We start from the raw sequence: 20,618 nt of genomic DNA, 5'->3' as shown, positions 1-20,618 counted from the left end.
TATTATATCAAACCGAAGACGGCCAAACAAAAATACAGACGCGTTTGGAGAACGAAACCGTTTGGTTAACGCAAGAGCAAATGAGTACTCTTTTTACAAGAGATAGAACTGTAATTACAAAACACATTGGTAATATTTTTAAAGAAGGAGAACTAGAAGAAAAAAGCAATGTGCAAATTTTGCACATTAGTGGTTCAGATCGCCCTGTGAAGTATTATAATCTTGATGTTATTATCTCAGTAGGCTATCGTGTAAAGAGCTTACAAGGTACAAAGTTTAGACAATGGGCCACTTCCCGCTTGCGAGAATACATTGTAAAAGGCTTTACCATGAACGATGATTTGCTCAAAGAAGCAGCTGGCGGACCTTATTTTGAAGAATTATTAGCACGTATTCGTGACATACGCTCTTCCGAAAAGGTGTTTTGGCGCAAAGTATTAGATATCTACGCTACTAGTGTAGACTATGACCCTAATGCCACAACTTCACAGCAATTTTTCAAAACCATACAAAACAAAATGCATTGGGCAGCACACGGTCAAAGTGCTGCCGAAGTTATTTACAATCGTATCGATACTGCAAAACCACACTTGGGACTTACCCATTTTAAAGGGGAGCAACCCACAAAAAAAGAGGTTGGCGTAGCCAAAAACTACCTGAACGAGCAAGAATTAAACGTATTGAATCGTACGGTAACAGCTTATTTAGAAATTGCCGAATTACAAGCCTTGAACCGCAAACCCATGTACATGAATGATTGGTTGCAGCGTGCAGATGATTTCTTGCAAATGACAGGAAACAATATTTTGACACATGCAGGCACAGTAAGCCATGAACAAGCTTTAGAAAAAGCTAATCATAAGTACCAAGCCTACAAAGACCAACTGAAAAATGAACTTTCAAAGGTGGAAAAAGACTTTATAAATCAAATAGAGAGTACACAAAAACAGCTAAAAAACAAAAAATAACATGGAAACAGCTGTAAAAAATACAACAAAACGGTACGACAAATACAAACCTTCGGGAGTAGAATGGTTGGGCGATATTCCTGAGCATTGGGAGGTATCTAGGTTAGGAGTATTGTTAAATCCAATTTCTATAAATAATAGAACTGATTTATCACTGTTATCGATAACAAGAGAAAAAGGAGTTATTTTAAGAGATTTAGAAGATGAAGGTGCAAATCATAATTTCATTCCAGATGATTTATCAAATTATAAAGTTCTGTTGAAAGGACAATTTGGAATGAATAAAATGAAAGCTTGGCAGGGTTCTTATGGGATTTCTAATTATGACGGAATTGTAAGTCCTGCTTATTTTATTTTTGATTTAGAACAAAAAATGACTCCTGAATATTTTCATTTAGCTATTAGAAGTAAATTATATGTTTCATTTTTTGGTTCAGCTTCTGATGGAGTAAGAATTGGACAATGGGATTTGTCTAAAGAAAGAATGAAGCAAATTCCTTTTTTAATACCCTCTCTAAAAGAACAAACCGCCATTTCTGAATTTCTAGATGATAAAACGACCAAAATAGACCAAGCTATTGTCATCAAGCAACAGCAAATTGAGTTGCTCGAAGAACGTAAACGAATAGTTATTCATAAAGCCGTCACCCAAGGGATTAATCCTGATGTAAAGCTAAAAGACATTGATGTGGAATGGATTGGGGAAATTCCAGAGCATTGGACTGTAAGTCGACTTGGATTAATGCTAACTATATACTCAATTAAAAATCATCCAAATGAGTTATTGCTTTCAATCACAAGAGAGCTTGGTGTTATTGTAAGAGATTTGGAAAATGAATCTTCAAATCATAATTTCATACCAGATGATTTAAGTGGCTATAAATTACTTAAAAGAGGAGATTTTGGAATGAATAAAATGAAAGCTTGGCAAGGTTCATATGGTGTTTCAAATTATACTGGAATTATAAGTCCTGCATATTATACCTTTAGTTTAGTAGATACCATTAATCCTGATTTTTTCCATTTAGCAATCAGAAGTAAAATATATGTTCCTTTTTTTGGTCAAGCATCAGACGGTGTCAGAATAGGTCAATGGGATTTATCTCAAGACAGAATGAAACATATTCCTTTTGTGATTCCAACGATTGAGGAACAAAACGATATATTGATATTTATAGAAACTTCAACTACAAAAATCGCCACCGCAATTTCCTTAAAAGAGCAAGAGATTGAAAAGTTGAAGGAATACAAGAGTAGTTTGATTGATGGGGTCGTAACGGGTAAGGTTAGGGTTTGTTAATTATGGAAACAAAAGAAGAAACGATTACGACAGCAATTCATAATATTAAACCAGAAATAATTAGTGTCAAACAATTAGTTACGACAACTAATATTATAATTCCTGCTTATCAACGTCCTTACAAATGGTCAGTAAAAAACGTGAATCAGTTACTAGACGACATACTTTTTTTTTACAAAAAACCTGCCTATCGGTTGGGTACAATTGTTTACCACGATGATGAGGATAACAAATTAAATATTGTAGATGGACAACAACGCACCATTACTTTATTACTAATAAGTTTAGCAATAAAAAACAGTCAGCCTTTACAAGAAAAACTATCTAAAATAAGATATGTCACGCCAAATTTAAATAATATCGAACATTTGCTTTTTACAAATGAAGAAAGTAAAAATAACATTAGAAACAATTACTATGAAATACAACGTAGGATTGTAGATTTTAATGAGGATACGGTACGTTTTTTCTTTGAGCGTTGTGAAATGGTAAAAGTTATTTTGACAGATATTTCAGAAGCCTTTCAATTCTTTGATTCCCAAAATGCGAGAGGGGTAGATTTAGATCCTCACGATTTATTAAAAGCATTTCATCTGCGTGAAATGATGGACAATACATCTGAAATGGAACGTATTAATACCGTTGAACAATGGGAGAATATGGAATTGGAACAGTTAAAAAATACCTTTTCACTTTATCTGTATCGAATTCGAAATTGGGCAAATGGAAAAACAGCCAGAAAGTTTACTAAAAATGATGTAGATGTTTTTAAAGGAATTAGTCCAAGTGTACAAGAGCCTTATCCTTTCGCTAATATGTATCGTATTAGCCATTTTTATGTAGAAGGATATAATCAAGATTTTAACAGAAAAATTGATCAAAGAAATATGCCTTTTCCGTTTCAACTGGATCAAGTTGTTATTAATGGAAAACGTTTTTTTGAAATGATAAATCATTATTTATCTGTAATCAAATCATTAAAAGTAACTTCTGAAAAAGAAGGTATTGCAAAAGAGATTTTGCTAACTATTGAAAGTTATGAAGGTCGAAATAGAACTGGTGATAAATATGTACGTAATTTATTTGACTGCGCTTTAATTTATTACATAGATAAGTTTGGATTAGTAGAAATAGAAAGGGCAATAGAGCGCATCTTTATTTGGGCTTATTCCGTTCGATTAACATATCATAGTGTTCAATTGGCTTCAATAGACAATTATGCCTTAGAATATCCTTATGTTTTCAAATCAATAAAAGATGCCTTGAAACCGAATGATTTTTTAAATATTAAATTAAACATTTTAATGAAAGATGATTTATTTGATTCGGATAAAACAGAAGCATTAAAAGTAATATTCAAACAATTAAATTATATTTATGAATAAAGAAATCCCCTCTTTTTCAATTAAAGAGTTGTTTGAAAAAAATGATTCTTATGTGATTCCCATTTATCAAAGAAATTATACTTGGGGACAAGGAGAAATAATGCAGTTGATACAAGATATAAGTGATTATGCTTTTGACGAAAAAAAGAACAATCAAAGTTATTACATCGGAACTTTAGTTGTTTATGAACGTATTGTAGACAATCAGATTGTTTATGAAACAATAGATGGACAACAACGATTGACTACCTTGAATATATTGTTGAATGCCTTTCATCGATTATTTAAGAGTCAACTGAAATCCCCAATTAAGTACCGACTTGATTTAAGTTTTGACAGTCGAAAAAAGTCAACAGATACACTTGAAGTAATAAATCAAAACACAGAAAAAGTATTTTTCTCTGCTTCAAAAGAATATAATGGCAATATAAAACAGCGTTATTATGATGCGGAAAAGTTGCTAAATCAATTTTTAGATACCGATGATAAAATAAATGTATTCTACTCGTATTTAACTAATAATGTAAAGATAGTGAGGGTTTCTGTTCCTGAAGAAACTGACTTGAATCACTATTTTGAAATTATGAATAATCGTGGAGAACAATTAGAAAAGCATGAAATCTTGAAGGCACAAATGCTTGAAATAATTCATGAAGACAAGAAACTAAGTAATGCTTTTAATCTCATTTGGGAAGCTTGTTCTGATATGGAACGATATGTTCAATATGGCTTTACACCAAAAGAAAGAGATTTAATATTCACCGCAAAGAATTGGAACATTCTAAATTGTAATAGTTTAGAAGAAATAGCCGATAAAATTCATACTAATTCAATAGAAGTAGAAAAAGGTAAAGAGCTAACAGGTAAAGAATTTACAATTTTTGAAATCATTGATTATAAAGATTCTTTCGAATTAAATTCAAATCATTTAGATGAGGCGCCAGAAAGATTTACATCCGTGATTAACTTTTCAAACTTCTTATTACACGTTCTAAGAATTCAAACAAAATCAGAGGAGGTTAGTTTAGATGATAAACGATTAATAGATTTCTTCAAAGCTAAAATACAATCATTAACTCCTGTAGGTAAAATTGATTTTGTAAAAGATTTTGGATATAGCTTATTAAAAACGAAACATTTGTTTGATCAGTTTATTATTAAAAGAGAGTTTATTCGAGAAAAAGAACAATGGAGTTTAAAGCGATTGAAATGGTATGATGGGAACAAAGTTAGCTACGTAAATAGTTTTGAAGATAATGAATCGCTAAATAAAGAGCTAATAATGCTTTTGTCTATGTTTCATGTTTCTACGCCAACTTTAGTTTACAAGCATTGGTTAAATGCATCTTTATTTTATTTGTTTTACGAAGAGGATATTAATGCTCTCTCATATAAAAAATACTTACAGAACTTAGCAGAAGCTTACGTTTTTGACCGTTATGTTACGACAGATGTAATAGACTACTTTAATATTATCTATATAAACAATGGAAACAGCGTAAATAAAAAACTAAAAAAATACAATTTAGACTTATTAGACAAAGGGACTGCGGTTGAAAATTTCATTTTTAACTATTTAGATTATATTTTGTGGAAGCAGCAAAGTATAGGTGCGTCAAATTTTGAATTCACGCAAAGAAGTTCAGTAGAGCATTATTACCCTCAAAATCCTATCTCTCCCGAACACAAAATAGATAGAAGTATTTATGATTTATTCGGTAATTTATGTTTAATTAGTAGTAGTAAAAATTCGAGATTAAGTAATCATATGCCTACTGCTAAAAAAGATTTTTATAACAAAGTCGGTACTGATAGCTTAAAGCAAGATCTGATGATGGATGAAGTTCATTGGGTAGAAACGGAAATAAAGATTCATGGCGATGCTATGAAAGATAAGTTTGAGAACTTTAATAATTCAGCAAAACCAACAAACAAGCTCTAAAATAAAAAATAGCTTATCTATGAAGCAAAAAATATTTCTTTCTAGTGTTCAAAAAGAATTTGCCCAAGAGCGAGAGGCATTGCATCGTCATATATTGACCGATCCTGTGCTGCAACTCTTTTTTGAGCCTATTCTATTCGAAAAATTGCCTGCCAATGGTTTGCAACCTATGGAAGTGTATTTGAAAGAAGTAACCCAAGCCGAAGTGTATTTGATTTTGATAGGAAAAGAATATGGTTTTGAAACGCCATCAGGTATTTCGCCTACAGAACTCGAATATGATCTCGCACAACAAGAAAATATTTTTTCGTTGGCATTTATAAAAAACGATACAGAGATTGATCGAAACCCAAAAGAACAAGCGTTGTTTCGTAAAATCCAAAATTCGTTGTCGTACAAACGATTTACTTCTACAACTGAATTACTGTCTGAAGTGACCAAAGCTTTGGTAGTAGTATTGCAACAAAAAGGAATTTTACGTTCCATTGATTTTGATTCCGAAGTAAACAGTAAAGCTAAACTTGACGCCATTGATGAAGACAAAGTAAACAACTTCATCAGCTTAGCGAGATACAAAAGAGGCTTTCCATTACGCGAAGGAACAGCATTGCCGAAAGTACTTTCGCATTTGAATTTCATTTCCGAAACACAACTAACCAATAGTGGGATTCTTGCCTTTGGACAAAATCCACAACAATTTTTCCCGACAGCAATAGTTAAATGTGCCCATTTTCATGGATTGCATGTTGCTAAACCCATTCCAGATCACCGTGTAATTAAAGGTGATGTGTTTACACAAGTAGATGAAGCAGTTGATTTTATTTTGTCTAAAATAGCCCTTTCTGTAGGTTTGCGTTCACAGACTAATCAAGCGCCGCTACAATATGAAATTCCAAGAGCGGTAATTGCCGAAGCTATAGTCAATGCCGTTGCTCATAGAGATTATCAAAGTAAAGGAAGTGTGCAATTAATGCTTTTTGCAGATAGAGTGGAGATTAGTAATCCTGGAGGACTCCCACCAGAACTGACTTTAGATAAACTAAGAACAGACCACGCCTCCTATCCTAGAAACCCACATTTGGCAGAAGCTTTGTACCAAGCGGGATATATAGAACGTTTTGGAACAGGTACAGGAGAAATACTTCGTTTATGCAAAGAACATGGATTACTAGAGCCAATCTTCAACTTAGAAGAAGGATTTAAAGTTACTCTTTGGCGACCATCGACAATTAGTGGACAAGTTACTGGACAAGCTACCGACCAAGTTACCGACCAAGTTACCGACCAAGTTACCGACCAAGTTAATGAGCTCATAAAAAGATTGATTTTGATTTCAGATCAAGCCTATTCACGACAGGAATTAATGACTATTTTACAACTAAAACACAATCCAAATTTTAGAGATAATTATTTAAATCCTGCAATGGAAGAAGGCTTTATTGAAATGACAATTCCCGACAAACCGAATAGCACCAATCAAAAATACCGCCTTACTGAAAAAGGGCAACTAGTAAAAACCAAATTAGAACAAGATGCATAGCCAAACCAACGAACAAGCTTTAGAATCTGCCATAGAGAAAAAACTAACCGGCAGTTGTCTCGAAGAATTGAAAATTGCAGGAACTACAGTCGATAGCGTGAATGAGCGTGCCGAGTTGTACCGTTCGGGCAATGGCTATTTCATAGGTTCAGCCAATGATTTCAATGCTAAATTTGCTATTGATGAGGTTCGATTTTGGCATTTTCTAGAAACAACCCAACCCGAAGAGTTAGCCAAATTGCAAAAGCAAAACGACTGGAAACTCAAAATTCTAGAGCGTTTGGATCGTTTGGTGAAAAAATACGGCATTTTGCGTATCCTCCGTAAAGGACTCGAAGTTGATGATGCGCATTTTACGCTGCTCTATGTACTGCCTTTGGCGAGTAGCAGCGCAGTGGCAAAGGTAAATTTTGAAAGCAACGAATTTAGCGTTACACGCCAAATAAGATATTCAATAACCAACCCAAGAGAAGAAATTGATATGGTAGTTTTTGTAAATGGTTTGCCTATCGCTACCATGGAACTCAAAAACCATTGGACAGGGCAAAACGCAAAAGTTCACGGACAAAATCAATACAAATTTAAAAGAGACATTACACAACCTTTGTTAAACTTTGGGCGATGTGTTGTGCATTTTGCAGTCGATACAGATGAAGTTTATATGACAACGAAATTAGATGGAGCAGGAACTTTTTTCCTCCCTTTTAATTTAGGACATAATTACGGTAAAGGCAATCCACCGAATCCTTTTGGCCACAAAACGGCTTATTTATGGGATGAAGTTTTAACCCGTGAAAGTCTAGCAAATATCATTCAGCATTTTGTACGCTTTGACGGTAAGGAAAAAGATCCTTTAAGCAAAAAAACTTTATTCTTTCCTCGTTACCACCAAATGAATGTCGTTCGCAAACTAATTGCAGATGCCAGTAAAAATGGTGTAGGACAAACGTATTTAATTCAACACTCCGCTGGTTCAGGTAAATCAAATTCTATTACTTGGGCAGCGTATCAATTGATAGAAACCTATCCTGAGAGCGAAACCACTCCAGGAAGTCGTGGCGTTACCAATCCGTTATTTGATTCGGTGATTGTGGTTACTGACCGACGTTTATTAGACAAACAATTACGAGAAAATATCAAAGAATTCTCGGAAGTAAAAAATATTGTTGCTCCTGCTTATTCGTCCAAGGAACTAAAAGAAAGTTTAGAAAGTGGCAAGCGAATCATCATTACCACCATTCAAAAATTCCCTTTCATCGTTGATGGAATAGCCGATTTAAGCGACAAACGTTTTGCGGTCATCATAGACGAGGCACACAGTAGCCAAAGTGGCTCAGCTGCTGATAATATGAACCGTGCCATGGGTAGCAACAACGTGGAGGAAGAAGAAGATGCCCAAGATAAGATTTTGGAAATCATGCGTTCTCGTAAAATGAGTACAAATGCGTCTTACCTAGCCTTTACAGCGACCCCAAAAAGCAATACTCTAGAGAAGTTTGGCGAACTACAAGAAGATGGAAAGTACAAACCATTCCATTTGTATTCGATGAAACAAGCTATTGAAGAAGGCTTTATCTTAGACGTGCTGGCTAATTATACTACATATAAAAGTTACTATGAGATTGAAAAATCTATAGAAGACAATCCGTTATTTGATACCAACAAAGCGCAGAAAAAATTAAGAGCCTTTGTAGAGCAACACAAGCAAACCATCGCTATAAAAGCGGATATTATTATAGATCATTTTTCTTCTAAAATTGTCAGTACCAAAAAACTAAAAGGGAAAGCCAAAGCCATGGTCGTTACGCAGAGTATCGAATCGGCGATTCGATATTATCTAGCTATTCAATCTATTTTGAAAGAGAAAAAGCAGCCTTTCAAAGTGGTTGTTGCTTTCTCAGGCAAGAAAACCGTGGATGGCATTGAATATTCGGAAGACAGTCTCAATGGTTTTGCCGAAAAAGATACCCGTGATAATTTTGATAGTGATGATTACAAAATACTAGTTGTGGCCAACAAATACCTAACAGGATTTGACCAACCCAAACTAACCGCCATGTATGTCGATAAGAAGCTACAAGGCGTTTTAGCCGTGCAAGCCTTGTCAAGATTAAACCGTGCAGCTAATAAATTGGGGAAGAAAACAGAGGATTTATTTGTGTTGGATTTCTTTAATTCGACCGAGGAAATTCAAGACGCTTTCGATCCTTTTTACACTGCAACTTCATTGAATAAAGCCACTGATATCAATGTTTTGCACGAAATTAAAGCAACCTTGGATGATGTAGGAGTTTATGAATGGGCAGAAGTAGAAGACTTTGTAGATAAATATTTCAAAAAAGTAGATGCACAACTGTTAAGCCCCATTATTGATTTGGCCGCAGACCGATTCAACAGTCAATTAGAATTGGAAGACAGCGATAAAGCCGATTTTAAAATTAAAGCCAAACAGTTTGTCAAAATATACGGTCAGATGGCTTCTATCCTCCCTTATGAAGTGGTGAACTGGGAAAAGATTTTCTGGTTTTTGAAGTTTCTAATTCCAAAACTGATTATCATTGATCCAACTAGCGATGCCTTGGATGAGTTACTAAATTCAGTCGATTTGTCAACATACGGACTAGAACGGGTAAAACTGAATGCAGGTATTGGTTTAGACGATGCCGAAACTGAATTAGACCCTCAAAATCCAAATCCTCGTGGAGCTCATGGAACAGGTACAGATGAAGATCCATTAGATTTAATTATCAATAGTTTTAACGAAAAGTGGTACCAAGGTTGGGATGCCACACCAGAAGATCAAAGAGTAAAGTTTGTAAGTCTAGCCAAAAACATGCAAACGCATCCTGATTTTAAAAACAAATATGCGGACAACGCAGACAGTCAAAATAGAGAAATAGCTTTTGTGAAAATTTTCAATGACGTAATCGCCAACCATCGAAAAACAGAACTTGATTTATATAAAAAGCTGACTCAAGATGATGCCTTTAGAATTGCTATACAAGATACATTGAAGAGGATATTGAGTGCTTAATATTATATTAAATAAATTATTTTAGAAATAAAAAACAAGCGGTTTTAAGTAATGCTTTTGATTATGTGCGATACAAAGAGAGCATTCAAACTCTAATCATAATTGCCCACAACAATGGTTTTTCTTTTACGAAGGATTAGTTCAACAACACATCTGGACAGGCTGATTTAGCAATCACTGCTTTATTTTTAATTAGAACAACAACATCAAATATAATATGAAGAGTATAATCATTAAAACATTTACAGCCACGGCAACAATAGGATTATATAAAGGCATACTCCAATGAACTTATTTCTATAATTGACTTTAAAAAAATATTGTATAAAGCACAGGAACAAATTAAAAAGGAATTTGATGTTGCGTTGAGCACTAAACTTACCCTTTGCGAAATTGTTTTCCTAGGTCAGGAAGAGCCATCGGTATCGCTGGATTTTATCCAATATCCTAAATTCCCTACTGAAGAAGTACTGCTGAAAAAAGCAATTATCCAGTTAGTAAAATTGTTAATGGAAAACCTGGATCAAAATCGAACCGTAATTGTGTTCCAGGAGGAAACTATTTGTTTAGAAAAAATAGATCCTAAAATTCAATTTTAAGAAATAAGCTAATGAAAAAGTTAATCTTACATATTCCCCATTCCTCCACAACAATTCCATTACTACAAGGCTATGTAGTACACCAAGATATCCTCGATGCCGAAATCCTAAAATTGACGGATTGGTACACCGATCAATTGTTTGACAATAAAACTGATGTTAGTATCATTGCTCCTTTTACCCGCCTCTTTTGTGACCCCGAACGCTTTACAGATGACAGCCAGGAAGAAATGGCTAAATTTGGAATGGGAGTTTTATACGAAACCTTAGACAGTGGCAAATTGATGCGAAAAGTCACGAGTCAAATTAGAGAATTTGCTTTAGAAAACTATTATTATCCGCACCATAACAAACTAAACGACTGCGTAAATGACGAATTAAAGCAGTCGAAAACAGCATTAGTAGTCGATTGTCATTCTTTCCCTTCAACACCTCTAAAAAGGGCATTATCACAGGACCTACATACTCCTGACTATAATATAGGAACCGATGCTTTTCATACGCCCAAAGAATTAATAGATTTCTCTAAAGACTACTTTGAAAGTTTAGGTTATTCATTGGGTATCGATACTCCTTACAGCGGCGCATTAGTCCCAATAGAGCACTATCAGAAAAACAAAGGAGTCGAAGCCATTATGCTAGAAGTAAATAGAAGAATGTATCTAAACGAGCCAACCAATGAAAAATCAGAAAATTTTGAAACTACAAAAAGTGTTGTACAAGGTTTTTTGGATGGCTTAAGAAATTTGTAGATGGTAGAAAAAATACCTGACAGGAATAGTTTTACTTATCTGTTTTAACTATTAGTAAAGATAGAACAGTATTGTCATTTCGACATTTGGAATACAAGAAAAAGCCAATCATAATTGAAACCCTATTTAATCCGACACATCTAATTTGTAATTAGTTAATACTATAGTAGTGCTAAAATAAAACAGACTAATCTTCTATTTAAATTATGAAATTATGAACCAAGCAAGTTTTAGTATTAGAAAATCGAAGCTAGAAGCAGAATTAAAGAAAAAGTCCAGAATACTTGGTAAATTATCTGACTGGAACAAAAATACAGTGATTGAATTAACTATTACTGACGGTTTATTGACATTGGTTATTCCAGGTTCAAGAATTGAATTACCATGCCTAACAAAAAGCACTGCCAAAGCAACAATAAGCTTCTTTTACTTCAAAAAAATTATACAAACATGGAATGATTTAAAAATAGAATGCATTATAATGGATAGTACCATTAAAATTGGAGTAACTTCATTCAAAGCACAATCTACATTTTTTGAATCAGACCGCATTTTAAGAAGTATTAATTTACCCATGAATTATTCAGGGTATCATTTATTACAATTAGAAAACCGTGGTTTTACCGCAGAAGAAATTGACTTTAACGGTCTAGAATTTGAGCTATATCAAGCAAAAAAAAGCTTAAAAGCTTCGATCAGAAAAACAACTGAGCTACTTCAAATATATGGCGTTACTGCTGTTGAAATAGAAGAATTGCTAAACAATAAAATAAAAATGTAATTACTAGTTCTATGCTCGATCTAAATAGTACTATAAAAGCAAAACTAGCAACCTTGCGAGGATCTTATACTAACTTAGCAAATAAAAAAAGGATTTGATGATGACAAAAGCTCTGAAAAGAGTTAGGTTTTGCTCGTTAAATAATCCCTAAATCCTTAGCTATAGCGATAAGATGTACGGTATTGTTTGCCTTAAAATAAATTTTAAGCTTATTAACCCGCTTTTCAATAGAACTTATACTATTGGGGCTAATGCCTTCTTGTTTCAATACCGTTTCCATTTTCTCTTGCGATAGTCCAAGGGAGAGATGCCTAATCAACTGCACGTCATAGTTGTCTATTTCACTTGTAGTCTTGTCTTGAAGCAAGCTTAACAATTCCGGCGAAATATTTTCCGGTTCATTATTGTACGCTTTTTGAATGGCTCTTTTAAGATCATATATGGTGTTTCTCCCTTTTAATACATAGCCATCTATGTTAAGCTCGTCAAATAATAATTTGATACGGTGTGCTCTGTTTTCAATCGAAAAAACAATAATCTTAATGTTAGGGAACAACTGTTTTACTGCAGCTATTAATTCTTCACCAGAATTGAGTTTGTTCACCTGATGATCCTCTTTAAAAGACAAATCAGAAATTAGCAGTTCAAAAGGAGTAGCATCAATATGTGCTTTTTTAATTTTTAACAAAGCTTCATCACAATATTTTGCATATTGAATTTCGGGAACATCAAGTTCCTTGAGTATTTGAGCCGCACCCACATCATTAAAATCTATATCATCTGCAATTAAAACTTTTGTAAACATATTATTGTTGTATTATTTAGGAAGTAAAATTTTAGCTTTGAAACCTTTATTAATTTGAGAATCAAAAGTAAGTATTCCTTTTACTGCCTGAATACGGTTTTCCGCATTTTGGAGTCCATTTTTTAAAATTAGTTTTTCCGAGAGGCCCACCCCATTATCTGAATAGTCAATTTTTACATTATTTTGATCGCTATCAAAACCAATTATCACAAAATTGGCTTGGCTGTATTTTTTCATATTGACCATCAGCTCTTGCAAGACTCTTTGCAGCGCTATCTTTTTTTCGTTTTGAACTTTTGACCAATCTATTATATTTCCATTTTTTATAATAACTTCGACACTGTCACTTTTATAACTACTGAGCATTTGTTTGAGATTGTGTTCAAAACTTTCTCCTGTCTCTATCGTACTATTCTCCTTAGAGAAATCTCGTGTTCTAACATATATTTTATCAAGATTGTCTAACAGCGTTTCTTTTTTTATAGGGTTTTGTAAATCTTGGGTTTCCGCAAAAGTCATCGTATAAAAAACATCATTAGCGAGTTCATCATGAAGTTTTTTAGAAATTCGAGTTTCGGTATTGTAACTTGCTACTAATAGCTCTCGTTTACTTTTATTTCTAAAATAGTGGATAAGGAAACCGATTCCTCCAAGTAGCACAACGAATCCAAAACTGAGCAAGTACTTTTCGTTTTTTTGCGTTTCAAGTTGCAAAAGGGTTTCTGCTCTTTGCCCCTTGTATTTTATATTTTCCAAAGTCGCTTCTCTAGAATCATACTTAATTTTAGCAAACTGATTTTTAGCATTGTTTCGTACTGTTTTAATGCTATCATTAAGATTTACAAACAATGCGGCATAAGTATTTACCCCTCTTTCTAGATTGTAAGACATTAAGAGTTCCAATGCTTCCAATCGTTCATCTATACTTTTATACTTTGTCGCTACCTTATAAGCCTCCAATGCATTCTCCTTCGATTTTTGATGATCTCTATTTTGATAAAAATCCGCTAAATGCAAATAGCTTTTAATACTACCATAGGAGTCATTAATTTTAGTTCTGATTACTAAAGCCTGGTTCATTAATGCTAGTCCCTTTTGAATTTGATTGTCTTTGTAATATGCAAATCCCAGATTGTCAATAATTCTAGCTTTCTTATTCTGTAGTGTATCTAAAACATCCGATTTTAAAATGGGCTCTAAAAGAGCAATGGCTTTTTTGTACTTTTTTTGTTCCGTATATACTGTAGCGATATTATTGAATGCTACCATTCTAGAAACGGAATCTTTTACCGATTTTAAAATTGTAGTATAATAACGAACGGCGTCATCGTAATTTTTCACTTCTTTTGCTGAAATCCCAAATAAATTATTTGCGGCCATTTGATATTGCAAATCACTATTTATGTACGGTAAAGCTTCGGTCAACGTTTCTTCGCTGCTATAATAATCTCCTGAAGTCTGTTGGATTTGAGCCATTCCGAGTAGATTATAAGCAATGTAAGAACTGTCCCCCACATTTTCAAATAATTCTTTGGACTTATTATAATAATAAAAAGCACTATCTGGCTTATTAGCGACATTATAAGAATCACCTAAGCCTGAGTAATTAATAGCTTTAGTCTTTTCTAAGCTATCTTGTTTTGTAGAAATATCAATAACTGTTTTTACATTCTTTTGACAAGACACAATTAAAAGCAAAAACAGCACAATAAAAAACGGGGAACGGAACATATAAAGTTTCTTTCCCCGAAAATAGTATTTAATTGTAAATTAAAGCTTTTTATTATGGCTTTTTTGGAGGTGTAATAATAATTATTTCATCACCAGGATCTTCACTTGCATTAACCGTGCTTGTGTTAAGAACAGAAATACTGTCTCTTTCCATTGATTTTAGGTTTTCTTTTTGAATTGCGAATTCCTTTGATTGCGCCGTTGTACTATCAATAGCATCCGCATCACAGGATCCCATAACTAAGCCCGATACTGCAAAAGCAGCTATAAAAAATATTTTTTTCATGATTGTAATTGTTAAAAATTGGACATAGGTTTGGCCGTTCGATATCTTTAATCGAATAATTAATATTGGCTAAACCATTAAAATGAGAACAGTTTGTTTTGGTTTCGGGAAGTAAAGTGAGCTAGTACAGAACCGTTTAATTATACTTCCCGGAATAAAAATTCTGTTCTGTATAGCGTCACTTTTATAGAAGTAGTTTTGTACATTTGTCCGTATCGCGAAATAGAACAACAACTAATTCTGAGGCAAAGTAATGATGCTTCTGAAGTAAAATTGATACGGAATTCCTATGATTCCCAGTATGACGAAGGATTCCTGAAAATTCCTAAAAATTCCTTTAAGCTTATGGTGAAAAATACTTTAGAAGATTATAAAGCAGCTATTAAATTGAAGTATGAGATAGAGAAAACGGGAAGTCATTCCAGTTTCTTGCTAAATCCTTCTCGCGCTAAATTGAGGAAATTGTGTGCCGAGTTATTTAAAAATGATGCAAACGCTGATGATTTAAAAAGCTTTTCTGCTTTTTTTCAATTTGATTTTGTTCCAAATTGTTCCAATAAATTAAAAGATCAAACAGATAGATTCAGGCCTATAGAAACCTTTTTTAAAGGAGAAACGGATTTAGCTGATATTGAAGCGGTGAATATTGCGGCAATATTGGTTGGCTTTAATCAAAGACCTTACCTTAAATTTTCAAAAATAGAATCTTTTAAAAAAGAGCTTAGTCTTATTGATAGTCCTGAAGGTACAGTTGTACCCAAAGTTACCGGAGAAGATAAAATTGCTATAAATAACAACACGGAGAATGATGGAATAATTCAACAATCATTCTTGGTGAAAAAACAAATGCGATTTTTACAGACACCGCAAATTATTCCCGCAATGGTTCTGATTTTAATCATAGGTGGTTTCGTATATTGGTTTTTTCCAAAAAAAACGTGTATGCAATGGCAAAAAGACCATTATGAAGCGGTTGTCTGTGAAACTGAAGAACTCGGCATTGTAAATTTATACTCCAAACTGCCCATGAATGAAAATATGCTAACTTTTAAAAAAATTGAGGTTTCGGATACGACAACTTTTTTTAAGCATAATAAACCCATTTTATGGTATTGTAAAAATGGAGACCATCTTGATTTTTTTAATGCCCCAGGTTTCCACCCTGAAAATGAAAAAACATTAAAACCGATTACACAATATATGATTGATAAGTACGTGAAGTAAGTGTACTATCTGCTAAAACAATCAAGCTGTACTTCGATAACTACAATCGTAAACCGTTCACATCCCCTACTCACCATTCCAAATCATATAAAAATTACTACCCATAAAGATAATTGCAAACAATTTGTAATTAAAAAGAATTCATTTTCTAATGGTCAATTCGCAACAATAATTTCTAATAAAGTAATTCCAATATAATTATTACCACGACATCCTTTGTCGTTACACGGCCTTAGTTTTGCTTCTTTAACGAACAACACTATGGAAACCTATTTTCATCTTAAAAATAATTTAACCTACAGATTAAACAAAAACCAATTGGGTGAATGCACTTGCTTGGAAGCACTGCGATTCCTAAAAGGCATTTATACCAGTATAGAACGTTTTCAAGAACGTTATTTGAATGATATTGCTTCAATTCCGGAATTGTACAAGTTGCATACCTATTTATCAAACAACTATGATTCGGTGGAAGCTTTTTCATTCAAAGAGGCTTTACAAATAGAATCATTGGGTTTTAAAAGAATGGTTTTTGATAGCATCAACATTACTGAAATGATTCAAAATCTTGGAGCTACAAGATTACAAGTTACAGGCAAGGAAGTGACAAGAAAACAATACGATCATTTCGGAAAATCGTTGCCTGAGATTAATTACCATGCCATTTACGAAACCTATACAATAGACGGCAGATTGTTAGAACTAAAACTAGACATCAATTTATTCGCCGTGAAGTGTTGGTGTACCTCGACTAACAAGGAACATTGGTTATGGATTGAAGACGAATATAAAGACGATCCCCTTGCAGCAATTGCCAGTACATTCCGTTTTCATGAAAATGTCATCCCACACATCAAAGAATTAAAGCGACAGGGAGATATTATGCTCGTTGAAATGAAAACAGAGGTGAATCCTAAAGGAAAAATCATCCCGCTAACAGCAGACCAATACTTCAATTTACTAACTGCCGAATCCTAATCCAAACTACTTGCTAGAGGAAGCACTGATTTTCTTAATTATACACCCCTAAAACTCATACAACCAAATGATTATTACTTGATTAAAATAATTTGCAAATTCAACAAATAAATTTAAAAATCAAATATTAAAGTACTTAACTAAAAAGAACCGTATAATGAAGAACCGTATTACATTAGAACCATCAACAAACACCCACACACTTGAAGCAAAAAACATTGAAGTGGAAGATTTAGAAACCGGGATCCTAAAACTAATAATTATAGGGGAGGGAATTGTCACGCATGGAGAACATGGCACCTTAAAGACCGAATCGCCTCATGTTCTTAAATATGTGCAACAAGAATTGAATCCGGTAACGAATGCTTTGCAAAACGCTTTTGATTAAAACATTGATTACGACAAAACGAGAATATATTTAATTTATAAGATAGTTAGAATTAGTACTTGGTTCATCATATTTACTGTGGCATAGAAATAAGTCAATAGTATTGTTATGATGCAATTGAACTTCTTTCTTATAAATATTTCGATATTTGGTCGTTGCTTTTTTGAACAAGACCAAATTATTTTTTCAAATTTTCACACAGAATTCAGATACTGTGTCGTTCTATTGTTAATTTGAACAAAAATAAATTTATTTTAAAAGCGCAACTGCTTTTTGAGCTTTTTGGTTGACTCCATTTCATTACTTCTATGACCTTCATTTATTGAGTTTTTTTATTTTTAAAGTACACATACGACAAGCAATTGTAACGACGCTAATTCAATAAGTTCTTCTGCTTCTAAATATTCTTTGATTTTTTGGTTATACCGGTCTTTAAACGAGAGCTTTTGAGTTTCCATTTTTATTTTTTTTTCAAAATTAACCGTGAACAAAGACAAATGGTGTCGTTGCAATCAAAAGTTCTTATTTACTAAGCAAAGAATTTATCTAATCAAACAGACTAGGACCCATTTTTCTGGTAAACCCTCAAAATAATAAACAGCCGACCCATACCGATCTTTAACACGAAGAGTTTGACCATCTATGAAATATAAAGCCTGCCCGTATTTATCCTTTTCGCGTATAGTTAATCCGTCAAAGTAATAGATTTTAGCACCGTATCGATCTTTAATTTTAGCCGTGTTACCATCCATAAAATATATTTTATCTCCGTATCTATCTTTAATTCTAATGGTTTGACCATCATAATAATAAAGGGGCTTACCATATTTGTTTTTTGATTTCAAAGTCAAACCATCTACATAAACAAAGGCGTTGCCGTATCTGTCTTTTTGCTTTACACTTTGTCCAATAATAGCATTTAGAAAAAAGTAGAATAATTAGAATAATAACTTGCTTTCTCATATATTAAAGGGTAGTTTTAGTGGTCAATAATTCTTATAAAAACTTTGTTCCTCTAAATTACAGCTACTTTTAAAAATAACCGTTAGAAAGACGAATGATTTTAAATAACCGATTTAACAACGTCACGTTTTGGCGCTATAACCCACTATTTTTACATAATAAATAAGAACGGATGACTGTAGAGGAAATAAAGCAAAAAATACTGGAAACACATCCATCGTGGGACTCCACTGGAGATTCCATAGACGACGATAAATATGCTGAAGTACAAGAAGGCTACATTAGAGAACTCATATCAGATTATTGCGAAGCGCAAGGCTACGAGGCTGAAGGATTTCCAACGAAACAAAAGGAACTAGGTAAAACGAATGAAGATTATGACGAAGACTATTTTACATGGGAACGATATGAACGATATATAGACCTCTTGTGCCTTGAAAAAGAAGACGTTTTAGAATTACGCTTTTTCTACTATAATACCTTTTGGCCGGACCAAGTGACTTCTAAAGAAGAGTTAGTAGCGGAAATTATATTAAATTTCAAAAACAACTTATACGATGAATTTTAAAACTGAAAATCAACAACACATGAATATTTTATACCTACACGGGCTCGAGAGCAAACTAAATCCGCAAAAACGATCCGTTTTAGAACGTTTCGGAACCGTTATTGCACCTGACCTAGATTATCACAACAATCCTAATGTTTTTGATTTACTTAAAAAACTAAATGAAGAGAAACGATTTGATGTTGTAATTGGCAGCAGCATGGGTGGTTTTATGGGCTATTATTTTGCCAACACCATCACATGCCCTGCACTACTCTTTAATCCGGCTTTGCCACATAGACCAGTTCCTCTAAACATTCCTAAGATAAATACTTCAAATACTGCATCGCTTCTACATTTTGCATTAGGTGGTCAGGATGATATCATCAAAGCCAATGATAATTTAAGATGGCTCTCTGAAAACAGACTACCAAATACTGACATTAAAATTTCAATTCACAACCAAATGGGGCATCAAATTCCATTGGATGTTTTTGAAATGGAAGTAACAGGATTCTTCAATGAATTGGATCTTTTGAAATAAAATTAATCTTTCCTACGCCCTCAAAAATTAGCTTTGTCAAGGTCGTAGTTTGAATCAATTACAATTATAATAAATAAAAAAATACATGGATAAACATCAAAATTTATTAAAACAAGTTGGCTTTTTACTAAATAGCTACAATAAATTAGCAAAGATAACAGGTGAAAACTTTAATATCTTCTCAGTAATGGGAATGGAAAGCAACGAGGTAAAAACACACTCAGCTATTATTGGTCATTTACTAGATCCTAATGGAAGTCATGGCCTAGATAATATTCCTTTAGAGTTATTTATCAAACAAATTATACCTAACTCAGCTGAGAAAGAACCGTCAGAAGAAGAAAACTTAATCTTAAATCGATTCAATCTAGACATTAAGAGTTGTCAAGTAAAAATTGAAGAACATGTTGGTAAAATAAGTGATGATTATTCAGAAGGTGGACGAATTGATGTTGTGGTTAAAGACAATGTGAATGGTGCAATAATTATTGAAAATAAAATCTACGCCGAAGAACAAAAGAAACAACTTGTACGTTACAGTAAAGCTTATCCCAATGCACCAATTATATTTCTAACCTTAGATGGTCACGATTCTACTTCAACAAATGATATAAATACAGTAATTGATGTAGAAAGTAATAAAAAATTAGAAATAAATAAGGATTACTTTTTAATGTCTTATGAAAAAGATATTTTAGAATGGTTAGAAAATTGTTTAAAAGAAGCTGTTAAATTCCCAATGTTAAGAGAAGTGCTTCAACAATATATTTATTTAATAAAAAAATTAACTCACCAAACAACAAATGCTAAAATGAAAAAAGAAATAACAACCTTAATTAAAGATAATTATT

General features: G+C 33.2%; 19 protein-coding genes. 15 read left to right on the top strand and 4 right to left on the bottom strand.

The window, feature by feature from the left end; genetic code table 11:
- The 9 genes from A3SG_RS0111895 to A3SG_RS0111855 form a co-directional block, all read left to right on the top strand.
- A partial coding sequence (locus tag A3SG_RS0111895; protein WP_016990243.1) for a virulence RhuM family protein occupies positions 1–968 on the top strand: 968 nt, incomplete at its 5' end.
- 1 nt (position 969) lies between these two features.
- Positions 970–2,268: a restriction endonuclease subunit S gene (locus A3SG_RS0111890; RefSeq protein ID WP_016990242.1), complete on the top strand. Its 1,299-nt coding sequence runs from the start codon at positions 970–972 to the stop codon at positions 2,266–2,268.
- 2 nt (positions 2,269–2,270) lie between these two features.
- On the top strand, positions 2,271–3,653 hold the full coding sequence (locus tag A3SG_RS0111885) for a DUF262 domain-containing protein (protein ID WP_016990241.1): 1,383 nt from the start codon (positions 2,271–2,273) through the stop codon (positions 3,651–3,653).
- A complete protein-coding gene (locus A3SG_RS0111880; protein WP_016990240.1) occupies positions 3,646–5,595 on the top strand; it encodes a DUF262 domain-containing protein in 1,950 nt (649 codons plus the stop codon). Before A3SG_RS0111885 ends, A3SG_RS0111880 begins: the two co-directional genes overlap by 8 nt.
- A gap of 19 nt (positions 5,596–5,614) precedes the next feature.
- The gene (locus tag A3SG_RS0111875) at positions 5,615–7,135 is read left to right on the top strand and encodes a Fic family protein (RefSeq protein WP_029596776.1); all 1,521 of its coding nucleotides are present in this window, start codon (positions 5,615–5,617) and stop codon (positions 7,133–7,135) included.
- Positions 7,128–10,169 (top strand): type I restriction endonuclease subunit R, encoded by a 3,042-nt coding sequence (locus A3SG_RS0111870; protein ID WP_016990238.1) that lies wholly within the window; start codon positions 7,128–7,130, stop codon positions 10,167–10,169. Before A3SG_RS0111875 ends, A3SG_RS0111870 begins: the two co-directional genes overlap by 8 nt.
- Positions 10,170–10,489: 320 nt before the next feature.
- A complete protein-coding gene (locus A3SG_RS0111865) occupies positions 10,490–10,768 on the top strand; it encodes a hypothetical protein (protein WP_016990237.1) in 279 nt (92 codons plus the stop codon).
- Between the two features lie 11 nt (positions 10,769–10,779).
- A complete protein-coding gene (locus A3SG_RS0111860) occupies positions 10,780–11,520 on the top strand; it encodes an N-formylglutamate amidohydrolase (RefSeq protein WP_016990236.1) in 741 nt (246 codons plus the stop codon).
- A gap of 214 nt (positions 11,521–11,734) precedes the next feature.
- On the top strand, positions 11,735–12,301 hold the full coding sequence (locus A3SG_RS0111855) for a hypothetical protein (RefSeq protein ID WP_016990235.1): 567 nt from the start codon (positions 11,735–11,737) through the stop codon (positions 12,299–12,301).
- A gap of 136 nt (positions 12,302–12,437) precedes the next feature.
- Here the strand turns inward: A3SG_RS0111855 and A3SG_RS0111850 are convergent, their stop codons facing one another.
- From A3SG_RS0111850 to A3SG_RS0111840, 3 genes are all read right to left on the bottom strand, one after another.
- Entirely contained in the window at positions 12,438–13,106 is a 669-nt protein-coding gene (locus A3SG_RS0111850) for a DUF5932 domain-containing protein (protein ID WP_016990234.1), read from the bottom strand.
- Between the two features lie 12 nt (positions 13,107–13,118).
- Positions 13,119–14,792, bottom strand: a complete 1,674-nt coding sequence (locus tag A3SG_RS0111845; RefSeq protein ID WP_232226360.1) for a hypothetical protein — start codon at positions 14,790–14,792, stop codon at positions 13,119–13,121.
- 97 nt (positions 14,793–14,889) lie between these two features.
- Positions 14,890–15,123, bottom strand: coding sequence for a hypothetical protein (locus A3SG_RS0111840; RefSeq protein ID WP_016990232.1), 234 nt, complete (start codon positions 15,121–15,123; stop codon positions 14,890–14,892).
- Positions 15,124–15,321: 198 nt separating this feature from the next.
- Between A3SG_RS0111840 and A3SG_RS20835 the strand changes: the two genes are divergently transcribed.
- The 3 genes from A3SG_RS20835 (at position 15,322) to A3SG_RS0111825 (ending at position 17,713) form a co-directional block, all read left to right on the top strand.
- On the top strand, positions 15,322–16,347 hold the full coding sequence (locus tag A3SG_RS20835; RefSeq protein ID WP_016990231.1) for a hypothetical protein: 1,026 nt from the start codon (positions 15,322–15,324) through the stop codon (positions 16,345–16,347).
- A gap of 261 nt (positions 16,348–16,608) precedes the next feature.
- On the top strand, positions 16,609–17,325 hold the full coding sequence (locus A3SG_RS0111830; RefSeq protein ID WP_016990230.1) for a hypothetical protein: 717 nt from the start codon (positions 16,609–16,611) through the stop codon (positions 17,323–17,325).
- A gap of 157 nt (positions 17,326–17,482) precedes the next feature.
- Entirely contained in the window at positions 17,483–17,713 is a 231-nt protein-coding gene (locus A3SG_RS0111825) for a hypothetical protein (RefSeq protein WP_016990229.1), read from the top strand.
- 542 nt (positions 17,714–18,255) lie between these two features.
- Here the strand turns inward: A3SG_RS0111825 and A3SG_RS0111815 are convergent.
- A complete protein-coding gene (locus A3SG_RS0111815) occupies positions 18,256–18,465 on the bottom strand; it encodes a hypothetical protein (RefSeq protein WP_157485437.1) in 210 nt (69 codons plus the stop codon).
- Between the two features lie 383 nt (positions 18,466–18,848).
- Between A3SG_RS0111815 and A3SG_RS0111810 the strand changes: the two genes are divergently transcribed.
- From A3SG_RS0111810 to A3SG_RS0111800, 3 genes are all read left to right on the top strand, one after another.
- On the top strand, positions 18,849–19,244 hold the full coding sequence (locus A3SG_RS0111810; protein WP_016990226.1) for a hypothetical protein: 396 nt from the start codon (positions 18,849–18,851) through the stop codon (positions 19,242–19,244).
- The gene (locus A3SG_RS0111805; RefSeq protein WP_016990225.1) at positions 19,234–19,767 is read left to right on the top strand and encodes a YqiA/YcfP family alpha/beta fold hydrolase; all 534 of its coding nucleotides are present in this window, start codon (positions 19,234–19,236) and stop codon (positions 19,765–19,767) included. Before A3SG_RS0111810 ends, A3SG_RS0111805 begins: the two co-directional genes overlap by 11 nt.
- Positions 19,768–19,852: 85 nt before the next feature.
- Positions 19,853–20,618, top strand: a 766-nt coding sequence (locus A3SG_RS0111800) for a PD-(D/E)XK nuclease family protein (RefSeq protein WP_016990224.1), incomplete at its 3' end; no start/stop codon positions are given.

This window comes from Flavobacterium sp. ACAM 123 (assembly GCF_000264055.1).
GTDB lineage: Bacteria > Bacteroidota > Bacteroidia > Flavobacteriales > Flavobacteriaceae > Flavobacterium.
The sequence above is the reverse complement of the archived record's forward strand: the minus strand, read 5'-3'. Positions and strand labels throughout refer to the sequence as shown.

Coding starts and splice junctions, on each gene's coding strand:
- A3SG_RS0111885 (WP_016990241.1), top strand. CDS start 2,271: ATGGAAACAAAAGAAGAAACGATTACGACAGCAATTCATAATATTAAA.
- A3SG_RS0111850 (WP_016990234.1), bottom strand. CDS start 13,106: ATGTTTACAAAAGTTTTAATTGCAGATGATATAGATTTTAATGATGTG.
- A3SG_RS0111870 (WP_016990238.1), top strand. CDS start 7,128: ATGCATAGCCAAACCAACGAACAAGCTTTAGAATCTGCCATAGAGAAA.
- A3SG_RS0111815 (WP_157485437.1), bottom strand. CDS start 18,465: ATGGATGGTAACACGGCTAAAATTAAAGATCGATACGGTGCTAAAATC.
- A3SG_RS0111875 (WP_029596776.1), top strand. CDS start 5,615: ATGAAGCAAAAAATATTTCTTTCTAGTGTTCAAAAAGAATTTGCCCAA.
- A3SG_RS0111810 (WP_016990226.1), top strand. CDS start 18,849: ATGACTGTAGAGGAAATAAAGCAAAAAATACTGGAAACACATCCATCG.
- A3SG_RS0111805 (WP_016990225.1), top strand. CDS start 19,234: ATGAATTTTAAAACTGAAAATCAACAACACATGAATATTTTATACCTA.
- A3SG_RS0111840 (WP_016990232.1), bottom strand. CDS start 15,123: ATGAAAAAAATATTTTTTATAGCTGCTTTTGCAGTATCGGGCTTAGTT.
- A3SG_RS0111830 (WP_016990230.1), top strand. CDS start 16,609: ATGGAAACCTATTTTCATCTTAAAAATAATTTAACCTACAGATTAAAC.
- A3SG_RS0111860 (WP_016990236.1), top strand. CDS start 10,780: ATGAAAAAGTTAATCTTACATATTCCCCATTCCTCCACAACAATTCCA.
- A3SG_RS0111825 (WP_016990229.1), top strand. CDS start 17,483: ATGAAGAACCGTATTACATTAGAACCATCAACAAACACCCACACACTT.
- A3SG_RS0111890 (WP_016990242.1), top strand. CDS start 970: ATGGAAACAGCTGTAAAAAATACAACAAAACGGTACGACAAATACAAA.
- A3SG_RS0111855 (WP_016990235.1), top strand. CDS start 11,735: ATGAACCAAGCAAGTTTTAGTATTAGAAAATCGAAGCTAGAAGCAGAA.
- A3SG_RS0111880 (WP_016990240.1), top strand. CDS start 3,646: ATGAATAAAGAAATCCCCTCTTTTTCAATTAAAGAGTTGTTTGAAAAA.